The 25,138-nt window shown below is 58.0% G+C and carries 11 protein-coding genes and 1 pseudogene; 6 read left to right on the top strand and 6 right to left on the bottom strand.

What is annotated here, in order from left to right; translation table 11 throughout:
* Positions 1–54: 54 nt before the first annotated feature.
* From gshB to metK, 6 genes are all read right to left on the bottom strand, one after another.
* Positions 55–999, bottom strand: coding sequence for a glutathione synthase (gene gshB / locus HA48_RS13050; protein WP_128601699.1), 945 nt, complete (start codon positions 997–999; stop codon positions 55–57).
* Positions 1,000–1,092: 93 nt separating this feature from the next.
* Positions 1,093–1,824 carry a 16S rRNA (uracil(1498)-N(3))-methyltransferase gene (gene rsmE / locus HA48_RS13045; protein ID WP_128601698.1) on the bottom strand — a complete coding sequence of 244 codons (732 nt, stop codon included), beginning with the start codon at positions 1,822–1,824 and terminating at the stop codon, positions 1,093–1,095.
* A 72-nt stretch (positions 1,825–1,896) separates the two neighbouring features.
* Complete coding sequence (gene endA / locus HA48_RS13040) at positions 1,897–2,604, bottom strand: deoxyribonuclease I (RefSeq protein WP_128601697.1); 708 nt, start codon at positions 2,602–2,604, stop codon at positions 1,897–1,899.
* 71 nt (positions 2,605–2,675) lie between these two features.
* Positions 2,676–3,188 (bottom strand): SprT family zinc-dependent metalloprotease, encoded by a 513-nt coding sequence (locus tag HA48_RS13035; RefSeq protein ID WP_128601696.1) that lies wholly within the window; start codon positions 3,186–3,188, stop codon positions 2,676–2,678.
* 118 nt (positions 3,189–3,306) lie between these two features.
* The gene (locus tag HA48_RS13030; RefSeq protein ID WP_128601695.1) at positions 3,307–4,698 is read right to left on the bottom strand and encodes a sugar porter family MFS transporter; all 1,392 of its coding nucleotides are present in this window, start codon (positions 4,696–4,698) and stop codon (positions 3,307–3,309) included.
* 503 nt (positions 4,699–5,201) lie between these two features.
* Positions 5,202–6,353: a methionine adenosyltransferase gene (gene metK, locus HA48_RS13025; protein ID WP_128601694.1), complete on the bottom strand. Its 1,152-nt coding sequence runs from the start codon at positions 6,351–6,353 to the stop codon at positions 5,202–5,204.
* Between the two features lie 808 nt (positions 6,354–7,161).
* Here metK and speA point away from each other — a divergent pair.
* From speA to HA48_RS22510, 6 genes and pseudogenes are all read left to right on the top strand, one after another.
* Entirely contained in the window at positions 7,162–9,141 is a 1,980-nt protein-coding gene (gene speA / locus HA48_RS13020; protein WP_128601693.1) for a biosynthetic arginine decarboxylase, read from the top strand.
* A 702-nt stretch (positions 9,142–9,843) separates the two neighbouring features.
* Positions 9,844–10,539 carry an EAL domain-containing protein gene (locus tag HA48_RS13015; RefSeq protein WP_128601692.1) on the top strand — a complete coding sequence of 232 codons (696 nt, stop codon included), beginning with the start codon at positions 9,844–9,846 and terminating at the stop codon, positions 10,537–10,539.
* Between the two features lie 322 nt (positions 10,540–10,861).
* Positions 10,862–13,648: an Ig-like domain-containing protein gene (locus HA48_RS22525; protein ID WP_244182841.1), complete on the top strand. Its 2,787-nt coding sequence runs from the start codon at positions 10,862–10,864 to the stop codon at positions 13,646–13,648.
* On the top strand, positions 13,600–22,212 hold the full coding sequence (locus tag HA48_RS22520) for an Ig-like domain-containing protein (protein ID WP_341864979.1): 8,613 nt from the start codon (positions 13,600–13,602) through the stop codon (positions 22,210–22,212). Before HA48_RS22525 ends, HA48_RS22520 begins: the two co-directional genes overlap by 49 nt.
* Positions 22,209–22,709: pseudogene (locus HA48_RS22515) on the top strand (Ig-like domain-containing protein); the annotation flags it as partial. The gene HA48_RS22520 and the pseudogene HA48_RS22515, both read left to right, overlap by 4 nt.
* Before the next feature lie 212 nt (positions 22,710–22,921).
* Positions 22,922–25,087, top strand: a complete 2,166-nt coding sequence (locus HA48_RS22510) for an Ig-like domain-containing protein (RefSeq protein WP_244182840.1) — start codon at positions 22,922–22,924, stop codon at positions 25,085–25,087.
* The last annotated feature ends 51 nt before the right edge of the window (positions 25,088–25,138 follow it).

The following is a 25,138-nucleotide window of genomic DNA, read 5'->3' as shown; positions in this document are numbered from 1 at the left end:
ATGCTTCAGCGCCGGTTTTGGGTGATTCATGGAGTTCGCACTCCTGCGGCATCCTCAGCCCAGACGTTTTTCAATCGCATCCATCAGCATACCGGTAATGGATACCGGGAATGCTGCTTCGATTTCACGGATACAGGTTGGGCTGGTGACGTTAACTTCAGTAAGTTTATCACCGATGATATCCAGGCCGACAAAAATCAGCCCTTTCGCTTTCAGCGTTGGGCCAACACGACGGGCAATCTCCCAGTCACTGTCGCTCAGCGGACGCGCTTCACCCCGGCCACCGGCAGCGAGATTACCGCGGGTTTCGCCACCCTGCGGAATACGCGCCAGGCAGTAAGGCACCGGCTCACCGTCCACCACCAGCACGCGCTTATCACCCTCTTTAATCGCCGGCAGATAGTTCTGCGCCATGCAGAAGAACTGGCCGTGGTTGGTCAGGGTTTCAGTAATCACGCCAAAGTTGGCATCATCCTGCTTCACGCGGAAGATGGATGCGCCGCCCATGCCATCCAGCGGCTTGAGGATCACATCGCCGTGCTCCTGCCAGAAAGCGCGCAGCTGCTCTTTATTGCGCGTTACCAGCGTATCCGGCGTGAGATCGGCGAACCACGCGGTGTAGAGCTTCTCGTTACAGTCACGCAGGCTCTGCGGCTTGTTAACGATCAGCGTGCCTTGCTCTTCGGCGCGCTCCAGCAGATAAGTAGCATAGATAAATTCTGTATCAAACGGCGGATCTTTACGCATTAATACCACGTTGAGATCGGCCAGCGGGATGGTCTGCTCGCTACCGAAGGTGTACCACTGCTCGTAGTTCTGCTCGACGCTCAGCAGGCGGGTGCGTGCATAGGTTACGCCGCCGCGCAGGGAGAGATCGCCCATCTCCATGTAGTGAATTTCATACCCGCGGCGCTGTGCTTCCAGCAGCATGGCGAAGCTGCTGTCTTTTTTAATGTTGATGGACGAAATTGGGTCCATAACGATGCCAAGCTTAATCATTATTCTCTCCTCAAAGGGGAATTCAGCGACCCCGTTCCGTGCGAAAGCGTTGTGCTGGTCAGTTATCTGTGTGTATTCGGGGGAAATTATCCCTTAACCGAGGTCGCCAAACCTCACCTGAAGTGCCGTGATCGCCGTGAGCGCCGTCGTTTCGGTACGCAATACGCGCGGCCCCAGTAAAATATCGGTAAAGCCCTGCTGCGCCGTCATCGCAATCTCATCAGCAGAGAGACCGCCCTCCGGACCAATCAGCAGCCTGACGCGCTTCACCGGCTGCGGCAGCGTATTGGTGCTCTGGCTGGCGCGCGGGTGTAAATTCAGCTTCAGGCCGTTTTCAGCCTCTGCGCACCAGGCCTCCAGCGTCATCGCTTCACGGATTTCCGGCACGCGGTTGCGGCCGCACTGTTCACAGGCGGCAATCGCAATTTTCTGCCACTGCTGAATCTTCTTCGCCAGTCGCTCGGCATCCAGCTTTACGCCGCAACGCTCAGAAAACAAGGGCGTAATCACATTCACACCGAGTTCGATCGATTTCTGGATGGTGAATTCCATTTTTTCACCGCGCGACATCACCTGGCCGAGGTGCAAGTGTAGCGGGGATTCACGATCGTCAGACTGGCTGGCAAGGATCTTTACTTTTACACGCTTTTTATCGGCCTGGGTGATTTCGGCACTAAAAGTCAGATTACTGCCATCAAACAGTTCAACCTGCTGCCCGGCGGTCATGCGCAGTACGCGTCCGACATGATTAGCGGCATCTTCCTCAAGGAAAATTTCACTGTTAACTGCGAGAGGGTGGGGATGATAAATGCGGGGTATGCGCATGCGGTTCCTGCCAGCGTTATGCCGCATCGCCTGATGCGGCCCAATCGAAAAAGCTAGTTTAGGGTAGCGCTTTTAGCGCTGGCAAGCCTGCTGAACATATGAATTGTGATTTCCCTGTACCTGAGCGATGCGATTATCGCGCTCACACTCCCATGGCGTAACCGGATAGAGTTTATTCCAGGCGGTAAAGAGCTGCGTTTGCTGACGTGACAGGCGCAGATTGTAGCGATCGCGCATATAGAAGTAGGTGCGGGCGATCGCCCCGCGTGCGCGTGCGGGCGGCTCTGCCAGCTTCTGTTTGAAATCGATCTTCATACTGCACTGGCCATACTGCTGCTCGCTGCCGTTCCACTGGCTGTACTGAAAGTTGTTGCGGTCGCCGTTGACTTCCCCGACGGCCGGCTGCAGGTTATGCAGATCGCTCTCGATACGGCGATAGTCAGCATCTTTACTGCAGTTTTTGCGTCCGCCGCTCTGCCAGCACTGGCGCTGATGGCCAAACTCCCACGCCGGCACCACGTGCTCCCACTCGATGCGCTCAGCGCGGTTGGCGTTCTTACGCACGCTGTAACCGCAGCTGCTGAGATCCGGTACCCCTTTTTTACCGTGCCAGCTGATTTTGCAGCCACAGTAAAAATCCCCCGGGGCGTCGGCATTGATCTTCGCGGCCACTACTTTGGCCTGCTGAAAATTGTTCTGGTGATAAGCCGGGGTGCTGAGGCTAAAGGCGCTTAAAGGGGCGACAAGCAGTGAGAGTAATAACAGCGTTTTGCGAGACATATTCCAAACCCGGTACGAAAAAGGGCGGCAGGGTACCAGAATGGGGCGGGGCGGGAAATGGGATTAACGGACTATTCGGCTGGAAATTCACCCGGCTGCAGCAGCGTACCGCAGTGGACGCAGCGATACTCGCTTTCGCCGCGCACTACGCGGTTATGGCGGCGCACAGTGAGCTGATGCTGCTGGCAGCGGCAGCGATAAGGGAACGTGTTAGCACGTACAGAGGTAATGGCAAACTGGTGCGTGCGTCGCGCGGGCACGCCCAGCACGCTCTCCATCATCCATTTCCACTCTTTGCCGTGCGGCGCAACGCGGCCGAAAGTCTTCCACACCAGCAGGTGCGCCAGCTCATGCGGCACGACTTCATCGATAAACGCCTGCTGATTCTCCTGCAGCAGCACCGGATTCAGGCGAATCTCCCACTGCTCCAGCCACGCCGTACCGGCAGCGGTTCCGCGCTGCTGATAGACCAGGCTGGGTTCAGGATAGCTGCGCTCCAGCCGCTGGTTAGCCAGCTGCAAAAAATGGCGCAGCGAGCGCATAACGGCTTGTTGCAGGGCGATGGGAAGGCGGGGTGTTTTCATGCCGGGAAGAATAAGGCGTTGTGTGCAGCGAATCAACCGCGCCCGTAAGCGGGAAGACCAGGGGGGCGGCGGGCAAAAAAAAGCTGCCCGCAGGCAGCTTCTCAGGTTAATCAGCGGATTACTGACCGATATCGCGCAGTTTTTTGCCCGACATCAGGTTACGCTCAATGTGCTCCAGTGAGACGTTTTTCGTCTCAGGAATCAGGGCTACCGTCAGCAGGATGAAGAACACGTTCAGGCCTGCATATACCCAGAAGGTAGGCGCATTGCCCAGGGTGTTCAGCATGGTCAGGAAGGTGGCACCGACGATCATGTTAGCAATCCAGTTGGTGGCGGTAGAGACAGTGATACCAAAATCGCGGCCTTTCAGCGGCTGAATTTCGGAGCACAGAACCCAGATCAGCGGACCGGCTGACATCGCAAAACCGATGATGAACATCAGCAGCATGGCAATGGCAAAGTACTGCGCAGAGGCAGAATGGATGCCGAGATGCAGCATGGTACCAAGGATACCCATGCCTGCGGCCATCACGATAAAGCCCAGCACCAGCGTCGGTTTACGGCCCCAGCGATCCACCAGGCCGATGGCGATAAAGGTTGCCAGTACGTTGACCAGGCCCACAATCACCGTGCCCCACATCTGCTGGGTGGTGTTAGCGAAGCCCGCAATCTCAAAGATTTTCGGCGCGTAGTACATGATGACGTTCATCCCGGTGAACTGCTGCATCACCTGCAGCAGCACGCCAAGGAATACCGCGCGACGGAAGTGGCTGCTGCTCTGGAACAGCTGCCAGCCCGACTGCTTGATCTTCAGGCTTTCGCGAATCTCATCCAGCTCGCGTTTCGCCTGCTCGCTGGTGTCGCGCAGGCGATCCAGCACGCGCTGCGCGCTGCGGAAGTCACCTTTTGCTGCCAGCCAGCGCGGGCTGTTTGGCAGGAAAAATACGCCCACCAGCAGCAGGATGGCCGGAATAGTGATGATACCCAGCATCCAGCGCCAGTCGCCGGAGGCGCTGAACGCGGTATCGGAGAGGTACGCACCCAGAATACCGATGGTGATCATCAGCTGATAAAGGGAGATCATACTGCCGCGAATCTTCTCTGGTGCGATTTCAGAGAGATACAGCGGCGCAGTGTACGAGGCGACACCCACGGCCAGACCCAGAACCACGCGAGCAGCAATCAGCATCTCCGGGTTTGGCGCCATGGCAGACCACAGCGAACCGATCACAAACAGAATGGCACCGGCCATCAGGCTCTTTTTACGGCCCAGATGCGAAGACATCCAGCCACTACCAATCGCGCCGACTGCGGCACCAAACATCATGGAGCTGACGATCCACTCCTGCTGATGCGCGGTGACGTTGAAATCTTTTGCGATGAACGGTAAAGCACCGGCGATCACGCCGATATCCAGACCAAACAGCAGGCCAGCCAGCGCGGCCAGAAAGCAGACAAACAGGGTCATGGCCTTGTTTGAGGTTCTGCTTTTGTGAGTATTACCAGGCATATTGCCTCCGAAGTTTATCCATCTTTGTTGTTATCAATGTTATGAAACCTGTCGGCGGGAAAAAGTGAGAGCGATCACATCAGTGTAATCGGTTACACACGCTGAAACCCTGCAATTCAGCATTTTTCGCCCGAAATAGTTACGTAACCAGTAAGGTATAGCACCCTTTAAGTTTCTGACATCACTCTGAATACCGGCTATCAGACGACGCTGAAAATAACGCATTTTCACCGGCGTGACTACGCTGAAAAATCCCTAAATTGCCGATAACAAAAGGATTTCAGAATGTAATCGTTAACACTTTGTTGTAAGCAAGGTGATAAGAGTGTAGACAGCGGTTGAAAATGCGCCTGAAGCGCGAGAGGCAAAAAGTGTGATCGCTCGTGGGCACAGAGCGAAACGCAAAAAAATTATGGGTCGCCGCCATTAACGGGCGATATCTGTCTGCGGCAGGCACAAAAAAGCCCGCGTTAAGCGGGCTGGTTTTGGCAGAGCGGGTGCGATTACAGGCCGGCTGCATCACGCAGCAGGGCTGCTTTGTCCGTCTGCTCCCACGGGAAGTGTTCGCGACCGAAGTGGCCGTATGCCGCCGTCTCTTTGTAGATCGGCTTCAGCAGGTCCATCATCTGAATCAGGCCGTATGGACGCAGGTCAAAGAACTCGCGCACCAGCAGCGTCAGCTGCTCGGTAGAGACTTTCTCGGTACCGAAGGTCTCGACCATGATAGAGGTCGGCTCAGCCACGCCAATTGCGTAGGAGACCTGAATCTCACAACGGTCTGCCAGGCCTGCAGCAACGATATTTTTTGCCACGTAACGTGCCGCGTAAGCCGCAGAGCGGTCAACTTTTGATGGATCTTTACCGGAGAACGCACCGCCGCCGTGACGCGCCATGCCGCCGTAGGTATCAACGATGATTTTACGACCGGTCAGGCCGCAGTCGCCCATCGGTCCACCGATCACGAAGCGGCCGGTTGGGTTGATGTGGTATTTGGTGCTGGCATTAATCCACTCGGTTGGCAGCACAGGTTTGATGATCTCTTCCATAACCGCTTCACGCAGGTCAGCCTGTGAGATCTCTTCAGAGTGCTGAGTGGAGAGAACCACCGCATCGATACCGACAATTTTGCCGCCATCATACTGGAAGGTGATCTGGCTTTTCGCATCCGGACGCAGCCACGGCAGCGTGCCATTTTTACGCACTTCAGCCTGACGCTGGACCAGACGGTGTGCGTAGGTTACCGGTGCCGGCATCAGCACGTCGGTTTCGTTGGTGGCATAGCCAAACATCAGGCCCTGGTCGCCCGCGCCTTGCTCCAGCGGATCGGTACGGTCAACGCCCTGATTGATATCCGGTGACTGCTTACCAATCGCGCTCAGTACGGCGCAGGAGTTGGCATCAAAGCCCATATCGGAATGGACATAACCGATTTCACGTACGGTTTGACGGGTGATCTCTTCGATATCGACCCAGGCGCTGGTGGTGATTTCACCGCCAACCAGCACCATACCGGTTTTCACGTAAGTTTCGCAGGCCACGCGCGCTTTAGGATCCTGTTCAAGGATGGCGTCCAGCACGGCATCGGAAATTTGGTCAGCGATTTTATCAGGATGTCCTTCTGATACGGACTCAGATGTAAAAAGGTGTTTAGCCATTCTGTTCTTTACCTTGCAAATGGTTTGAATTCGACTGCATAGCGTAAGCAGGATCAAGCCTGCCCGACGCCCCTTCAGGCAAAGCCGCGAGCAGTAGGGCGTAGTGTATTAAACGGCAATCGCCCCGAAAACGTTAATGGTTTAGATGGAAAACCATCTGGACGGCTATTCTAGGTTACACCGTCAGCACTTTTCCAGTGCTTTTTCGGCTACCGCATTTTTCAGCAAGCGCGTTACTGGAAGATTTTCCTGACAGCACGCGCAGATGGCCGACAAAGATTTTGCATTTTTAGCGATCAAACGGTATAAAACGCCGCTGCTGTTGCTCGCTAACAGCCCGAGGATGACGTCCCTGTACGTCGCGCTGTCAGATATCGTTGATCTGGCTCTCATCCACTCCGTTTCCGCATGCTTATAGCAGGCGTTGGAGGTGATAAAAGTAATGAACCACACTTTCACTCTCTTCGGTTCACTGCGCTTATCTGGCGCGCAGGCACGCCTCTCCATTTCCAGTTCAGTTCTTTTCTCCTGTCTACGTTTTCTGCGCTGCGGTAATCATCCCGACACGAGCGCCGGCTAAGCTTTTCACTCTTTTATCTGTGGTATTTCACGCCCCTGTCGCGCGGAGATGTGCGGCGATTGCCGCCCGGTTTTCACCGACTTTGGCACGGTGTTTTACACTTAAGGTCAGCAACACGTGCGCCGACCGGGTAAGGTGAGATAAGCAGGATGGGAAAATGTCTACCCGGCGCAGCGTTAGTAAAACATGGCAACGGTTTCATATTTCAACGGAAAATTGAGGTTCGCGATGTCTGACGACATGAAGAATATCAAGGGTTCGTCAGCTGGCGAACAGGGTGTACTCCGCTCAATGCAGGAGGTGGCGATGAACGATCAGGACGCAAGCAGAATGCTGCGCACCTACAACATTGCCTGGTGGGGTAATAACTATTATGACGTCAACGAGCTCGGGCACATCAGCGTGTGTCCGGATCCGGATCAGCCGGAAGTGCGCGTTGACCTGGCGAAGCTGGTCAAAGAGCGCGAGGCGGATGGTCAGCGTCTGCCTGCGCTGTTCTGCTTCCCGCAGATTCTGCAGCACCGCCTGCGTTCAATTAACGCCGCGTTCAAGCGAGCGCGTGAATCGTACGGCTATAAAGGTGACTACTTTCTCGTTTACCCGATCAAGGTCAATCAGCATAAGCGCGTAATTGAATCGCTGGTCAACTCTGGCGAACCGCTGGGGCTGGAAGCCGGTTCAAAAGCGGAGCTAATGGCGGTACTGGCCCATGCCGGCAAAACCCGTTCGGTGATCGTCTGTAACGGCTATAAAGATCGCGAATATATTCGTCTGGCGCTGATTGGTGAAAAACTCGGCCATAAAGTGTATCTGGTCATCGAGAAGATGACAGAGGTGCGTCTGGTGCTGGAAGAGGCCGAGCGTCTGAACGTGATTCCGCGTCTCGGTATCCGCGCGCGCCTGGCGTCGCAGGGCTCCGGTAAGTGGCAGTCGAGCGGCGGGGAGAAGTCCAAATTCGGTCTTGCGGCTTCACAGGTGCTGCAACTGGTGGACATTATGCGCAAAGCAGGCCGTCTTGATAGCCTGCAGCTGCTGCACTTCCACCTGGGTTCGCAGATGTCCAATATTCGCGATATCGCCACCGGCGTACGTGAATCGGCGCGCTTCTATGTTGAGCTGGCAAAGCTGGGCGTCAACATCAAGTGCTTCGACGTGGGCGGTGGCCTTGGCGTGGATTATGAAGGCACGCGCTCGCAGTCAGACTGCTCGGTCAACTACGGCCTGAATGAGTACGCCAATAATGTTATCTGGGCTATAGGCGATGCCTGCGAAGAGCACGGTCTGGAGCATCCTACCGTGATCACTGAGTCCGGCCGTGCGGTAACCGCACACCATACGGTGCTGGTATCGAACATCATTGGCGTTGAGCGCAATGAGTTCAGCACGCCGGTGGCTCCGGATGCAGATGCTCCGCGCCCAATCCAGAGCCTGTGGGACACCTGGCAAGAGATGCACGAACCCAGCGTGCGCCGTTCGCTACGCGAGTGGCTGCACGATAGTCAGATGGATCTGTTTGATATCCACACCGGCTACTCCTCCGGTACTTACGATCTGGGTCAACGGGCGTGGGCAGAGCAGCTCTATCTCAGCATCTGCCACTATATTCAGCAGCATCTGGATCCCAGCAACCGTGCGCATCGCCCTATTATCGATGAGCTGCAGGAGCGCATGGCGGATAAGATCTACGTTAACTTCTCGCTATTCCAGTCGATGCCGGATGCCTGGGGTATCGATCAGCTGTTCCCGGTACTGCCGCTGGAAGGGCTGAACAAAAATCCACAGCGTCGCGCTGTACTGCTGGACATCACCTGCGACTCTGACGGCACCATCGACCACTACGTTGACGGTGACGGCATTGCGACCACCATGCCAATGCCGGAGTATGATATCGATAATCCGCCTATGCTCGGCTTCTTTATGGTGGGTGCGTATCAGGAGATCCTGGGCAACATGCACAACCTGTTCGGGGATACCGAAGCCGTGGATGTGTTTGCCTTCCCGGATGGCAGCGTAGAAGTGCAGCTCTCAGATGAAGGCGATACCGTTGCCGATATGCTGCAGTATGTTCAGCTGAATCCGAACGATTTGATGACGCTGTTCCGCGACCAGGTAAAACAGCAGCAGGACATCGATGAGGAGCTGCGCGCGCAGTTCCTTGAAGAGTTCGAGAGTGGTCTGTACGGCTATACCTATCTGGAAGATGAATAAGCAGTAGCGGGCCCGGATGGGCCCGTTTTTTCTCCTCTCTCCCGCCTCACTTCTCTTTTTTCCTGTTTTTTATTGAAAGCGTGAGAAAGATCACTCTCAAATTATCTTTCCCCCCTGCGTTTATTTACGTTGTTAATTAGCGCTGCGCTTTGGTGCTTATTCACATTGCCATATTTACCGCCTGCGAAAATCTACAAGCAGATCTGTGAGTTAACTCAGAGCCCACGAAAAGTAGCAATCTTTCTTTTATGAAGACGCCTGAATGCATAACGAAAATTTAAACATTAAGGTTTCAATAGTAACGGTGGTAACTTTTTATTTTTTGGCGTTTTTTGGAATCCACATAATTAATGAGGGAAAAGACACGATAGGGTAAAAATGAAACTGCTCTATAGTTGATTAACTATTATGCCATAAATAACAGTAAGTTGATTGTTCGTTGTTTTGTCAAGCCAGGCGGTCTGCAATTTTTCTCAGGCATTATCTGATCTTTTTCTGAAACTTAAAGAAAGAGGTGGCCTTTTTTAATTGGTTTAAACGATTAAAGTTGGCAAAAGTGTTAACTGAAATCTATTTTTCAAAATGTAAGGTATACGTTAACCTTCAGTTAAGGTGTTAAGTTTTATCGATGTTTCCCTTACCTGTTACTTGAGAAATCCTGACAGTTCAGAAGTCTCTGTCAGTAGCTGTAAGGATCGCCGGATGGGCCGTAAAAATGATTACCTCTTCTTTCTGGAACCTGTTTACGCCAATTCGGGTGAGTTGCTGGCATGGGAGCTGTTAACACGTTTTGCGGATGACGCAGATATCAATAATAAGCGCAACCCAAACAGGGATGCGGGATTCTTCAGTCAGCTCTCTGCTGACCATAAATGGCAGTTATTCCTCCACCAGGTCGAAAAGCTTATTCAGCTATACCATGCGGGATTTAAGCAGGTCATTAGCGTAAATGTAGACAGAGATATTGTTGCCGGCATTTTTAAAGATGCTGAAGTACAACAAAAATTAGCAACGCTCACGCTGATGCGTATAGAGATCTCTGCCTTCTTTACCGCACGCTTTTCGCGTGCCGATCTGCTGACATTAAAAGGCGTGGCGAAAGTCACTCCGGCCCCGTTATGGCTCGATGATTTTGGTCCGGGTTATTCCAATCTGACCATGCTCGATAGCGGAATATTTGAAATCGTCAAGATTGACAAAGAATTCTTTTGGCAATTTGGCGAGGATCGCACTTTCGACATTCTGCTCGACCATCTTAATCAATTATGCCGCGGCGTGATTGTTGAGGGCGTCGAAACTCAATCTCAGGCTGACTTGCTGGCGCATAAAGCAATTTACGGTATGCAAGGTTACCTCTGGCAGAGCGTCTATCTGAATGATTTGCTTGCACAATCCTGATTAGAAACGCGATGAGGAATACTTATCTTAGGGAGAAATATGTCTGGCGCGGGGAGTAAGAGATTACAGTTTTACTGTCTCCATCCCATCGAAAATAGAGACATATCTCCTGTGGTGTTATTAACGCACCGTTCTCATCGTTTATCAGGCTGGCAGCTTAGCAAGGCTCAGCGTGATTTCATTGTTAATTTCCTGCAATGAAGTTGACCTGGAGAGGATGTGAATAATTCGCCGAATTATTCGCGCATAAAACCGGCATCTGCGGATGGCGGATATTTTTATGGATGCTGATAAGCAAATAACTGCGCGGGATATCAATAACATGAACAATATCTCTATAACGCCTAAAGGCGGGACGATTGCTTCTGAAGTCAGCGGCAATCAGGTTAATTTAACTGCCCCAAGTGTGGTGAAACTTCATCTCAATCAGGCAGATATTAAATCTTTCACACGCAATGGTAATGATTTAGTTGTCACCACCAAATCAGGTGAAGTTCTTGTTATTCATGATTTTTATACACCCAATGGCGATAGCGATCTGGTACTTGAGGACGATCGCGGCGCCTTGTGGTGGGTAGAAGATCCCGGCACGGAAGGTTTTCAGTATGTCTCTATCGACAGCACAGAAGGGCTGTTAGCGGCCAATACAACCGATAACGGCACTATCGCGGCCTTTGGTATTGCCGGTGCGGCGCTGGCAGGTATCGGCGCACTGGTTGCCGGTAATAATGGCGGCGGCGGCGGCGGCGATGATAATGGCGGCGGTGATAACGGCGGTGGCGACAACGGCGGTGGGGATAATGGCGGCGGCGACAACGGTGGTGGCGATAATGGCGGCGGTGATGACACCACGCCACCTGCAGCCGTCACCGATCTGCTGATTACCGGCAATGCGGGCAACCAGCCAGGCACCATTGCTAACGGCTCAGCCACGGCTGACAACACGCCAACCCTGAGCGGTACCGCCGAAGCCGGCGCGATTATCCGCGTTTACGATGGTACGACGCTGATTGGCAGCACGACTGCCGGTGCCGACGGCCGCTGGAGCTTCACGCCCTCTGCGCTGAGCGAGGGGCAGCACAGTTTAAGCGTCACGGCGACTGATGCCGCAGGGAATACCAGCCCGGCGAGCAGTGCAATTAGCTTTACCGTGGATACTCTGGCCCCTGCCGCCGCAACCGACCTCTCCATGACAGATAATACGGGCGGAACGACGACGCCTGTGCCAAACGGGTCAACCACTGACGATAACACGCCAACCTTAAGTGGCCGCGGCGAAGCGGGCGCGACGGTCTCTGTTTATGACGGACAGACCCTGCTGGGTACGGTCGTGGTAGGGGCTAATGGCACCTGGAGCTTCACGACGCCAGTGCTCAGCGCCGGCAGCCACAGCCTGACGGCGACCCTGACCGATGCAGCGGGAAATGTCAGCGCGCCATCAGTCCCGTTCGTAGTGAGCATTGTGGCCGAACTGCCGCCTGCCACCAGCGATCTGCAAATTTACGACGACAGCGGTAATACCGCAGTACAGCTGGGTAACGGCGCAAGCACGGCTGATACCACGCCAACCCTCACAGGCGTAACCACCGCCGGGAGCCTCATTACCCTTTATAACGGAACTACTGTATTGGGTAGCGTGGTGGCGGATGGCAGTGGTCAGTGGCGGTTTACGCCCTCCGCGCTGAGTGACGGAAGTTACAACTTCTCTGCGACGGTAACCGATGCTAACGGTAACGTGACGCAGACCCCCACCATCACCATTACTATCGATACCGTTGCGCCGGTCGGGGCGGGCGATCTCAACCTGAGTAACGGCACGGGCGATACTGCAGTCCCGATTACCGCGGGCGGCGTGACCAATACCACGACGCCAACGCTCAGCGGGACGGCCGAACCGGGCAGTACCATAACCATACGTGACGGGACTACCGTGATTGGTACGGCTACCGCAGATGCCAACGGCGGCTGGAGTTTCACTACACCGGTTCTGAGTGAAGGCAATCATAGCCTGACGACGACTGTCAGCGATGCGGCGGGCAATACCGGGCCAGCTTCAGCCCCTATTAATTTTGGTGTGGATGTTACGCCGCCTGCGCAGGCGGGCGGGCTACAGCTGATTGATAACTCCGGCGCTACGCCAGCGCCGATCGTGAATGGCGCCACGAACAACCCTTCTCCGGCATTGAGCGGCACGGCAGAGCCGAACAGCACCGTTACGGTGTCGGATGGTAACACTGTACTTGGCACAGCCACTGCTGATGCGAATGGCAACTGGAGCTTCACGCCCGCTGCGCCGCTGACGGAAGGTGACCACAGCCTGACGGTGGTGGTTACCGATCCGGCCGGCAACGCCAGCAGCGCATCTGACCCCATCAACTTTACCGTTGATATCACGCCACCGCCTGCAGCCAGCGGGCTGGTACTCAGCAATGACGAAAGCGGCACGCCGGTACCTATTGGTTCAGGCGAAACCACTGACGACAGTACGCCGGTGCTGAGCGGTACGGCAGAAGCGGGCGGTACTGTGCAGGTGTATGACGGCGGCGAACTGCTCGGCAGCGCGACGGTCAACAGCGATGGCAGTTGGAGCTTTACCGTTCCGGCATTGGCGAACGGTGCTCACAGTCTGACTGCAGTAGCGATTGATGCTGCAGGAAACCGCGGTGACGCCTCGCCGGCTGTCAATTTCACCGTCGATGCGGCACTGCCGCCGGCCACCGTCTCGCTGGAAATTACTGACGACAGCGGTAATACCGTGGTCAAACTCGCAGACGGTGACAGCACGCGTGATGATACGCCAACGCTGGCGGGCCTGGCGCCGGCAAACAGTATCGTCACGCTGTATGACGGCGATACCCTATTGGGCAGCGTCACCGCTGATGCCAACGGGCAGTGGACGTATGAAACCGGCGCGCTGGCTGATGGCACCTATAACTTCTCCGCCAGTATCAATGATAACGGCACCGTGACCACGTCGCCGACCATCACCATCACTATTGATACCCTGGTGCCGGCGGCGCCTGCCGGGCTGCAGCTGGTCAATGATCAGGGCGAAACCGACTGCCCATCAGCGCTGGCGGTGCAACAAACGACACGACGCCAGTACTGAGCGGCACGGCAGAGGCGGGCAGTGTCATCACCATCTATGACGGCACCAGCATACTGGGTACGGCTACGGCGAACGAGAGTGGTAACTGGAGTTTCACTACGCCAGTGCTGACTGAAGGGGCGCACAGCCTGACGGCAGTGGCCACCGATGCGGCCGGCAATGCCAGCCCGGCTTCGGCCCCTCTCAATTTCAGTGTGGATACCACAGCCCCGGCTGCCGCTGGCGATGTGCTGTTGAGCAGTGATGTCGGCGGCGTACTGGTCCCGGTTTCGCCTAATGGCAGCATCAGCGACAACGCCCCACAGCTCAGCGGGACGGCTGAATCCGGCAGCGTCATTTCCATCTTTGACGGTGAGACATTACTCGGGTCGGTTGCCACTAACGCAGACGGCAGCTGGAGCTTCACCACGCCAACGCTGGGTGAGGGGGCGCACACGCTGACCACTACTGTGACCGATGCTGCCGGCAATACCAGCTCGCCGTCAGCGGGTATCGTGGTGACTGTGGACACCGTTCCGCCAGCCGTCATTAGCAATCTGGTGATAAATGCAGACTCCGGTAATAACCAGGGCCCGCTAAGTCCCAATGATACCACTGACGATCGCACGCCAACCCTGAGCGGCACCACAGAACCCTTCAGCCAGGTCAGCGTTTACGATGGCAGCACGCTGTTAGGGGTTGTCGCGGTAGATAGCAGCGGCAACTGGAGTTTCACGACGCCGACGCTAAGCAATGGCGCGCATAACCTCATCGTCAGTGTGACGGATGCTGCAGGCAATGTTAGCGCGACCACCCCGGAATTCCCGCTGACGGTTGCCGGTAGTGCACCCGTCGCCAGCGCAGCGCTGGAAGTGTACGACGAAAGCGGCAATACCCTGACGCTGCTGAGTAATGGCGCAATCACCAATGATTCAACACCGCTGCTCTCAGGGGTAGCGACCGCCAACGCGCTTGTTACTATTTACGATGGCACCACGGCGGTGGGATCGATCACGGCGGGCGCTAACGGGCAGTGGAGCCTGCGGTTAGCCAGCTTGTCTGATGGAGTACATAGCCTGCGCGCCAGCTTCGATGATGGCAACGGTAATACCGTCAGTAGTCCGGTTATAACCATCACGCTGGATACCAGCGTGCCGGATGCCGCAGACGATCTGGTATTGAGCAGCGATCAGGGCGGAATTGTCACGCCGATCGCGGCGGAAGGCGCATCGGGCGACAATACGCCGGTACTGAGCGGAACGGCCGAAAGCGGCAGTGTCGTAACCATCCTTGATGGCACTACAGTACTCGGCAGCGTGACCGTTGGCAGTAATGGCACCTGGAGCTTTACCTCTCCGGCACTGATTGATGGCAATCACAGCCTTACCACAACGGTAACGGATGCGGCCGGTAACGTCAGCGCGCCTTCCGCGCCTGTCACCTTTACTGTCGATACAACACCGCCTGCGGCAATCAGCGACCTGTTGGTGAGTGATGACAGCAGCACACCGATTACCAGCGGTGGCACAACCACTGACAGCACGCCAACGTTAAGCGGCACCACCGAGGCTGGCGCGGTTGTCAGCATCTATGACGGCAGCACGCTGCTGGGTACCGCAACCGCAGGCAGTGATGGCAACTGGAGCTTCACTTCACCACTGCTGACCAATGGCGCGCACTCACTCACCACCACCGTCACGGATGCGGCCGGTAATGTCAGCCAGCCCTCTTCGGCACTCGATTTCACCGTGGATGCCGGTATTCCGCCGACCAGCGAACTGCTGGTGGTAGCGGACGACAGTGGCGCTGCGCTGGTGGTGTTGAGCAATAATGACAGCACCCGTGATGCAACGCCGATACTGAGCGGCCGTGCTGAAGCGGATGTTGTCGTCACCCTGTTTAATGGCACCACAGAGATTGGTAGCGTCATTGCGGGCAGTGACGGCCTCTGGACCTTTACGCCGACCGAACTGGCAGACGGCACCTATGTGTTTAATGCTTCGTATACCGACGGTGCCGGCACGCTGATAGAGAGCAACCAGGTTACCATCACCATCGATACGGTTGCGCCTGTCACTCCGGCAGATGTGGGGCTGACCGACGCTGACGGCAACACCATCCCGTCAGGAGAGACCACTAACACCAATGCGCCGGTACTGAATGGTACGGGTGAGGTGGGCAATACGGTTACTATTTCGGATGGCAACACCGTGCTGGGAAGCACCACCGTGGGCGGAGATGGCAACTGGAGCTTCACCACGCCGCCGTTGAGCGAAGGCAACCATAGCCTGACCAGTACGCAGACCGATGCGGCAGGTAACGTTAGTCCGCCATCTGCGCCGGTGGTCGTCACGGTAGATACAGTACCGCCAGCGGTACCGGGCAACCTGCAGCTGAGTGATGCAGACGGCGATGCGCTGGCGGCTGGCAGTGTGACCAATGTTGCGCAGCCGGTGCTTAGCGGCAGCGCTGAGCCGGGTAGCACCATCACCGTCTCTGATGGCGATACTACGCTGGGTACCGCGACTGCCGGTGCTGATGGCAGCTGGAGCTTTACGCCGCCAGCCGCGCTGGATGAGGGCAACCACAGCCTGACGGCGACAGTGACTGATACAGCGGGCAATACCGGGCCAGCCAGTACGCCGCTGGTGATCACCATTGACACTACGCCGCCAGCGGTGGTGAGCGATCTGTTGCTCAGCAACGATCAGAGCGGCACGCCGGTAGCCATCGGCAACGGCGTAACCAACGACACCACGCCGGTGCTCAGCGGTCGCGCTGAGCCGGGCAGTACGGTCGCGATCAATGATGGCCAGACGTTACTTGGGACCGCAACCGTAGCCACTGACGGTAGCTGGAGCTTCACCACGCCGGTCCTGCAGCCGGGCGACCATAGCCTGACCGCGACCGTAACCGACGCAGCGGGGAATACCGGTGCGCCGTCTGCCGCATTGCCGGTGACCATTGATGTCGCAAGCCCGGCAGCACCAGACGATATCACGCTGGTGAACAACAACGGCACCACACCACAGCCTATTACTTCTGGCAGTCTGACCAACGATGCCACCCCGCTGCTGAGCGGGACGGCAGCGGCGGGCAGCGTGGTGACCGTCTCTGATGGGACCACAGTGCTGGGCACGGCGATTGTCGCGGAAGATGGCAACTGGAGCTTTACACCGGCTGCCGCGCTGGGCGATGGCAGCCATAGCCTGAGCGCGACGGTGACGTCGCCGGCTGGCAACACCAGCGCACCTTCTGCACCGATTATTATTACGGTGGATACCAGTGCGCCTGCTGTCGCCAGCGATCTGCAGCTGGTGAATGATAATGGCGATGCGCCGCAGCCGATTACCTCGGGCGGCGCCACTAACGATACCACGCCGCTGTTTAGCGGCAGCGCGGAGGCAGGAAGTACCCTCGCGATCTACGACGACGGTGCCCTGTTGGGCACGGCGCTGGTCGGGTCCGATGGCCGCTGGAGCTTTACGCCGCAGCCAGCGCTGGAAGCGGGCGATCACAGCCTGACGACAATCGTCACCGATGCCGCAGGCAACAGCGGTCCGGCGTCCGCAGCCATCAACTTCACCATCGATCTCACGACGCCGCCGGCCGCGGCGGAGGTGGTGCTGACCAACGACAACGCCACCACACCGCAACCGATCGCCAACGGCAGTGCGACCAACGACACGACGCCAGTGTTAAGCGGCACGGCAGAGGCGGGCAGTACGGTCACGGTGCTGGATGGGAATACGGTGCTGGGCACCCTGCTGGTGGGAAGCGGTGGCGACTGGAGTTTCGCCCTGCCGACGCTGACGCAGGGCGCGCATAGCGTGACCACAACGGTGACCAGCCCGGCAGGTAACGTCAGTGAACCTTCTGCCGCGATCGATTTTACCGTGGATACCGTCGCGCCTGCCGCACCGGCGGCGCTGCAGCTGGCAAACAATGAAGGGGCTACGCCAGTGGGCGTACCATCGGGTGGCACCACCAACGACACCACGCCGCAGCTGAGCGGCAGCGCTGAACCAGATAGCCTGGTCATTGTGCGTGATAACGGCGTCGTTATTGGATCGGCCACTGCAGGCGCAGATGGCAGCTGGAGCCTGACGCCGGAGACGCCACTTGTTGCGGGCAGCCACAGCCTGACGGCGACCGTGACCGATCCGGCAGGCAATGTCGGCCCGGCCTCAGCACCTTATACATTCACGGTCGATCTCACGGCGCCGGAAGCGCCAGTGGGTGTGGTACTGAACAATAATGAGGGCGGCGCACTGGTACCGATTGCCGCAGGCGGTACCACCAACGATGCCACGCCGGAGTTGACCGGCAGCGCCGCGCCGGGCAGCATCATTACCATCTATAACGACGACAGCACCACGCCGCTGGGATCGGTCACCGTAGGGGCAGACGGCACGTGGCTCTTCGTTACCGGGACGCTCACAGATGGGGATTACAGCCTGAGCGTGACCGTGACAGATGCCGCTGGCAACGTCAGCGATCGCTCTGAGCCTCTCACCTTTAGCGTCGATACCGCCGCGCCAGGCCCGGCAACGGGACTGCTGTTAACCAATAATGATGTGGATCCGGGCACAGCCATCACCTCCGGCAGCAGCACCAATGACAATACGCCGGTGCTGAGCGGTGTGGCGGAACCGAACAGCATCATTACCGTGTATGACGGCCAGATTCCGATCGGCACGGCAACCGCGGGCGATGACGGCAACTGGAGTTTCTCACCCATACTGACGGATGGTCAGCACAATTTGAACGTTACCGTAACGGATACGGCGGGCAACACCAGTGAACCGGGCAATAGCATCTCGTTCACGGTGATTACCAGCACACCACCAGCGGTAACCGATTTGACCATTGCCAACAACAACGGTAGCGGCGCACCGGTCACCATTCCGAATGGCGGCCTGACCAATGACAGCACGCCACTGATCAGCGGCGCGGGCGCACCAGGCAGTGTGGTGGTGATCGCCAACGGTGATGATGTGCTGGGTACGGTTACCGTGGGCGCCGACGGCAGCTGGAGTTTTGCACCGCAAACTGCGCTGGCGGACGGCAGCTACACCCTTACCGCCACCACGCGTGATGCGGCGGGCAACCTGAGTGCGCCGGTGACGGCGCAGCTGGTGATTGACGCCACGCCGCCGCAGCCGGCGACGGAGATTACGCTATCAAGTGATAACGGGGCCTCGCCAGGCGAGATTCCGGCAGGCTCCACCACCAGTGACAACACGCCGCTGCTGGCCGGGACCGCAGAAGCGGGCAGTACGGTCAACGTCCTGGATAATGGTGTGCTGGTAGGCACCGCAATTGCGGACGCAGACGGCGCATGGAGCTTTAGCGTTCCGACGCTGAGCAATACCGCACACAGCCTTACCGTGACGGTCACCGATGCAGCAGGCAATACCGGCACGCCTTCTGCGCCCATCAACTTCACCGTCGACAGCCAGGCACCGGTGCAGGCCACACTTGTCGTGACCAATGACAACGGTCCCAATCAGGTGATTGTGCCGAATGGCACGTTAACTAACGACAACACGCCACTGCTGAGCGGCGAAGCCGAGCCGGATAGCCTGGTCATCATCTATGATGGCGACGTTATTTTAGGCTCGACCACCGCCACTGCTGGCGGCACATGGAGCTTCCCATCACCGGCACTGACCGACGGCGCGCATACGCTGACGGCGACGGTCACCGACGCGTTGGGTAACGTCAGTGCGCCGTCATCCAGCTTTACCCTGCAGGTTGACGCTACGCCACCGCAGCCGGTGAGCGGGCTGCTGGTGCAGAACGACAACGATGCGGACAATCCGGCAACCATTGCCAACGGCGGCGCAACCAATGACAACACGCCGCTGCTGAGCGGTACCGGTGAGCCGGGTGCCCTCGTGAATGTGTTTAACGGCAACCTGATCGTGGGTTCGGCAACGGTAGACGCAGACGGCAACTGGAGCCTGAACACCAATCCGCTCGACAACGGCACCTACAATTTGTCGGTGGTGGTGAGCGATGCGGCGGGCAACGCGAGCGATCCGGTGAGTGTCGGGCTGACAATCAACACCGTCGCGCCGGATCCGGTGTTGACCTTTAACGTCTTTGGCAACAACGGTTCGACGCCGCTGCTGGTCAATGATAACGGCTTCACCAATGATACAACGCCGGTACTGCGTGGTACGGCGCTGGCCGGCGCAACGATCAACCTGCTGCAGGATGGCGAGGTGATCGGTACGGCTATCGCGGATGCCAATGGTGTGTGGCGCTTCGAAACCAGCGCACTGGATGACGGTGCCTATGCCTTCTCCGTGGAAGTGGTGGATGCGGCCGGCAACGTCAGTGAACCGACCGGACCGATTACCGTCAACATTGATACCGTACTGCCAGTCGCGGTCACGGACCTGACGGTGTCAGACAATGTGGGCGGTAGCAACGGCGAGCTGGGCAACGGCGCAGCTACGGATGACAACACGCCGCAATTAAGTGGCACGGCGGAAGCGGGAAGCCGGGTCGCGATTTATGACGGCGATACCCTGCTGGGCACCGCGCTGGCGGGCACAGGAGGCGCCTGGACGTTTACCCCTGCGGCCCTGAACAATGGTCTCCACTCCTTTACGGTGGTGGTGACTGATGCGGCGGGCAATGTGGGGCCGGCGTCGGCCGCCTTTGATATTAATGTTCAGGCCGATCTGCCACCGGCCACCAGCACGCTTCAGATCACCGATGACGCCGGTGGTACGCTGGTCACGCTGGCCGACGGTGCGGTAACCAGAGATACCACGCCGACCCTGAGCGGCCTGGCGGGTGCGAACGAAATCATTCGCATCTATGACGGCACAACCAATACGGAGATTGCCAGCGTCACGGCAGGGACGAATGGTCAGTGGAGCTACACTCCTACGCTGACAGTGGACGGCGTATATTCCTGGTATATCACTGCACAAAGCCCAGGTAACGATCCTGGTGCGCCGTCTGACACTATCACCATTACGCTGGATACCGTGGCGCCAGCAGCGGTTGATGATCTGGTGGTCAGTAACGACAGCAGCGGTACGGCGGTGCCGATTACCGCAGGCGCATTCGTGAATGACAATACGCCAGTCCTGACCGGCAGCACTGAACCCGGCGGCATCGTGACCATCTTTGATGGCAGCAATGTGCTGGGGACGGCGATTGCCAACGGTGACGGCGACTGGACCTTTACCACGCCATTCCTCAATCAGGGGCCGCACGCGCTGAGCGTGGCGGTGACCGACGCGGCGGGCAATGTTGGCCCGGCGACGCCGGCCCTGAACTTCACTATCGATAGCGTCGCACCGGCGGCACCAACGCTGCTCATCACCAACGATGTGATTAATCAGCCGGTGCCAAACGGCGGCTACTCGCGCGATGCCACGCCAACCCTGAGCGGAACGGCAGAAGCGGGCAGCAGCATCACTATCCGCAGTGATGGCGATATTCTGACGACGCTCACCGTGCCGGCAAACGGTCAATGGAGTTATACGCCGGCAACGGCGCTGGGCGAGGGCCCACACGTGATTAGCGCATCAGTGACGGATGCGGCGGGCAACGTCAGCGGCACCACCAGCGCCACGGTTATCGTGGATACCGTGGCGCCTGCGGCAGTTACGCTCAATGCCAGCAACAACGAAGGCAGCACGCCGGTAGCGATCCCGAACGGGACCACCACCGGTGATGCGACGCCGCTGCTGAGCGGAACGGCGCAGGCCGGCACCCTGCTGACCATCAGTGAGGCGGGCCAGGTTGTGGCGTCGCTGACGGTCGGTGCCAGCGGCAACTGGAGCTACACCTCGGCGGCGCTGAGCGATGGCAGCCATACCTTCAGCGTGATCGCCACTGATGCTGCAGGCAATAGCTCACCGCCGACTACGTTGACGCTAAATGTAGATATCACGCCGCCGCTGGCCGCCACCAACATTGTGGTGCTCAATGACGCGAACGCCACCGTGCCAGCGGGCGGATCCACCAATGACACCACGCCAACGCTGCGCGGTAACGCTGAAGCGAACGGTATTGTTACCGTTTACGACGGCAATACCGTGCTCGGCACGGCAACCGTCGATGGCACCGGTGCCTGGACCTTTACCTCGCCAGTGCTGAGCAATGCCGCGCACAGTCTGAGCGTAACGGTCACGGATGCGGTGGGGAATGTCGGACCGCGCACCGCGCCAATCAGTATCACCGTTGATACGACAGCACCGACCAACCCAACACTGGTGGTAACCAATGACAACACCAGCGCGACGGTCCCCAACGGCGGCTACAGTAACGACAGCACGCCAACGCTGCGCGGCACGGCCGAAGCCAACAGCACGGTGATTATCCGTGAAGGCACTACGGTGCTGGGCTCGGTGGTGACAGGCGGCGACGGCAGCTGGAGCTTCACCGTTCCGGGCACGCTGACGCTGAGTGACGGTTCGCACACGCTGAGCATTACGGCGACCGACGCGGCGGGCAACGTCAGCGGCGCGGTCAGCTCAACGCTGTTTGTGGATACCGCTATTCCGGCGGCCATTACCGGCCTGACGGCGGCAACAACAACGGCAGCACGGCGGTGACAATCCCGAACAACGGCGTCACCAACGACAGCACGCCGCTGCTGACCGGCTCGGGTGAGGTGGGCGCGCGCGTGACGGTTTACGACGGCACGACGCTGCTGGGTACCGCCACGGTGGGCAGCAACGGCAGCTGGAGCTTTGTGGTGGCCAACGCGCTTAGCAACGGCAGCCACACCTTCAATGTGACGCAGACCGATGCGGCGGGTAACACCAGTCCGCAGGCCTCAACCACGCTGACCGTGGATACCGTGGCGCCGCCAACGGTTCTTGATCTGGTCGTCACGGACGATGTTGCGCCAAATACCGGCGGGCTCACTAACGGCGCGGTGACCAATGACACCACCCCAACCCTGAGCGGAACGGCGGAAGCCAATGCTATCGTCACCATTTATGACGGTACCACGGTGCTGGGATCGGTCACGGCAGGCGCGGGTGGAACGTGGAGCTTCACCACTGCAGCCCTGAGCAACGGCGTGCATCCGCTCAGCGTTACCGTTCGCGATGTGGCGGGCAACGTGAGCCCGGCCTCGGCAACGGTATCCATCACCGTCGATACGGTCGCGCCGGGCAATCCAACGCTGGTGGTGACCAATGACAACACCAGCGCGACGGTACCCAACGGCGGCTACAGCAATGACAGTGCGCCAACGCTGCGCGGCACGGCCGAAGCCAAACAGCCACGGGCAGCAACGGCAGCTGGAGCTTTGTGGTGGCCAACGCGCTCAGCAACGGCAGCCACACCTTCAATGTCACGCAGACCGATGCGGCGGGCAACACCAGTCCGCAGGCCTCAACCACGCTGCGTATTGATACCGTGGCGCCTGTGGCAAGCACGCTTACCATCACCGACGACACCGGCACCACGCCGGTATCGCTGGCGAATGGCGCGTACACCCGTGATACCACGCCAACCCTGAGCGGCACGGCAGAAGCTGGCGCAGTAGTGACCATCTTCGATGGCGCAACGGCGATCGGGTCTGTCACTGCAGGCACCGGCGGCACCTGGAGCTTTACCACCGCCGCCCTGGCGAATGGTGCGCATACGCTGAGCACCACGGTGACCGATCCAGCGGGCAATGTCAGTACCGGTAACGCCACAGCGACAGTGAACGTGGATAACGTACCACCGGCGGCCGTCAGTGCGCTGGCGATCAACAGTGCCGGTACTACCGTCACGGGTAGCGGTGAAATCGGTGCCACGGTGACAGTGCGCGATGCCGGCGGTAACGCGCTTGGCACGGCGACAGTGGGCACCGGCGGTACCTGGTCGGTCACGCTTAGCACTGCTCAAACCACCGGCGCAACGCTTTCGGTCACGCAGACGGACCGCGCCGGTAACGTTTCACCGGGTGCTTCTCTGGTTGGTGCGATCCGCGTGGTGGCGACCAATGACACCAACGAAGTCGATTACACCACTACGCAGGCGACGGTAAGCAACGGCACGGTCAATTCGTCGCACACGGCGTTGCTGACGGTAGGCTTGGGTACGCTGCTGAATGCCAGCGTAATTAACAACGGTAACGCTTATCTGTTCAACGTGGGTCCGGACGATACGCGTACGGTGACGCTTAACGGCTCTGTGACCAGTATCGGTCTGGCGGCCAACTACTCGCTGAACCTCTATGAGCAGCAGGCGAACGGCTCGTGGTTGTTGATTCGCTCGCAGCCTAACTACATCAACGCCTTGCTGACCATCGGCACGCTGAAGGGCGGCAACGTTACCTACAGCGCGCTGGGGACCGGCAACTATGCGGTAGTCGTCGCGGCAACCACCAACGTCAGTGTCCTGCCGACCACCACAGTTAGTACGGTATCGGACTTCACTACCCTGGCGGTCACCACGGCAGCGACGGTCACCGGTAATCTGCTGACTAACGACACCAGCTCGATCGCCGGCACCATTCCGGCGGGCACGGCGGTTACCACGGTAGGCGGGAGTGCAGTGGCCGCAAGCGGTAATACGATCATCAATACCGCTTACGGGACTCTGACAATCGATGCGAAGGGCGCTTACACCTATGCGCTGAAGGCGGGCCTGAATATCGATACCCTGCCAGCAGCGGACACCTTCACCTATGCGGTGCGGGATGCCAATGGGGCCATAACCACGGCGACGCTCTCCGTCACGCTGCATAACGGTGTAGCCACTGCGCTGTTTGCCACCACCAGCCTGGCGGCGGAAGCGACCAGCGCCGAGCATGATGCCAGCGGCACTATCTGGAGCGACAGCGCCGCCAGCCACGCCGGAACCTTGAGTATCGCTAATGAACACGGCGATTTCACCACCGTAAGCAGTACCGGAACCACGCTGGTCGCGGGTGACTATGGGGTGCTCTCCATTGCCGCCAACGGCAGCTACACCTATACGCTGAATGCGAATCTTGATGTGCAGAGCATGACGCATAAAGAGGTGTTTACCTATACCCTGGCCGCGAAGGACGGCACCATCACCACCAATAGCTTCACTATTGAGCTTCACCCAACCATTACCGGTACTGCGGGGGCTGACAGCCTGACCGGTAGCGCCTACGACGACACCATCACCACCGGTGCCGGCGCAGATACGCTGGTCTACCATCTGCTGAGCGCAGCAGACAGTACGGGCGGCAACGGCCATGACACCTGGACCGACTTTAACGTCGCGCAGGGTGACAAGGTTGACGTCAGTAACCTGCTGATCGGCTGGAATGATTCCACAAGTAATATTAATGATTTTGTGAAAGTGGACCATACTTCTGATGGCAATACTGTGCTCTCAATTGACCGTGACGGTAGCGGAACGGGCTACAGCAGTACTCAGCTGATTACGCTGGAAGGCGTAAACGTCTCACTGGAGGAGTTACTGCAGCAGCCGCACCAAAACCACACGGCATAGTGGTGATGTGACGCAGGGACGCTTAACGGGCACAGGATGTGCCCCTTTCTC

It is taken from the genome of Pantoea wallisii, assembly GCF_002095485.1.
In the GTDB taxonomy this organism is placed as follows: Bacteria; Pseudomonadota; Gammaproteobacteria; order Enterobacterales; family Enterobacteriaceae; genus Pantoea; species Pantoea wallisii.
This window is presented reverse-complemented; position numbering and strand designations above follow the sequence as displayed.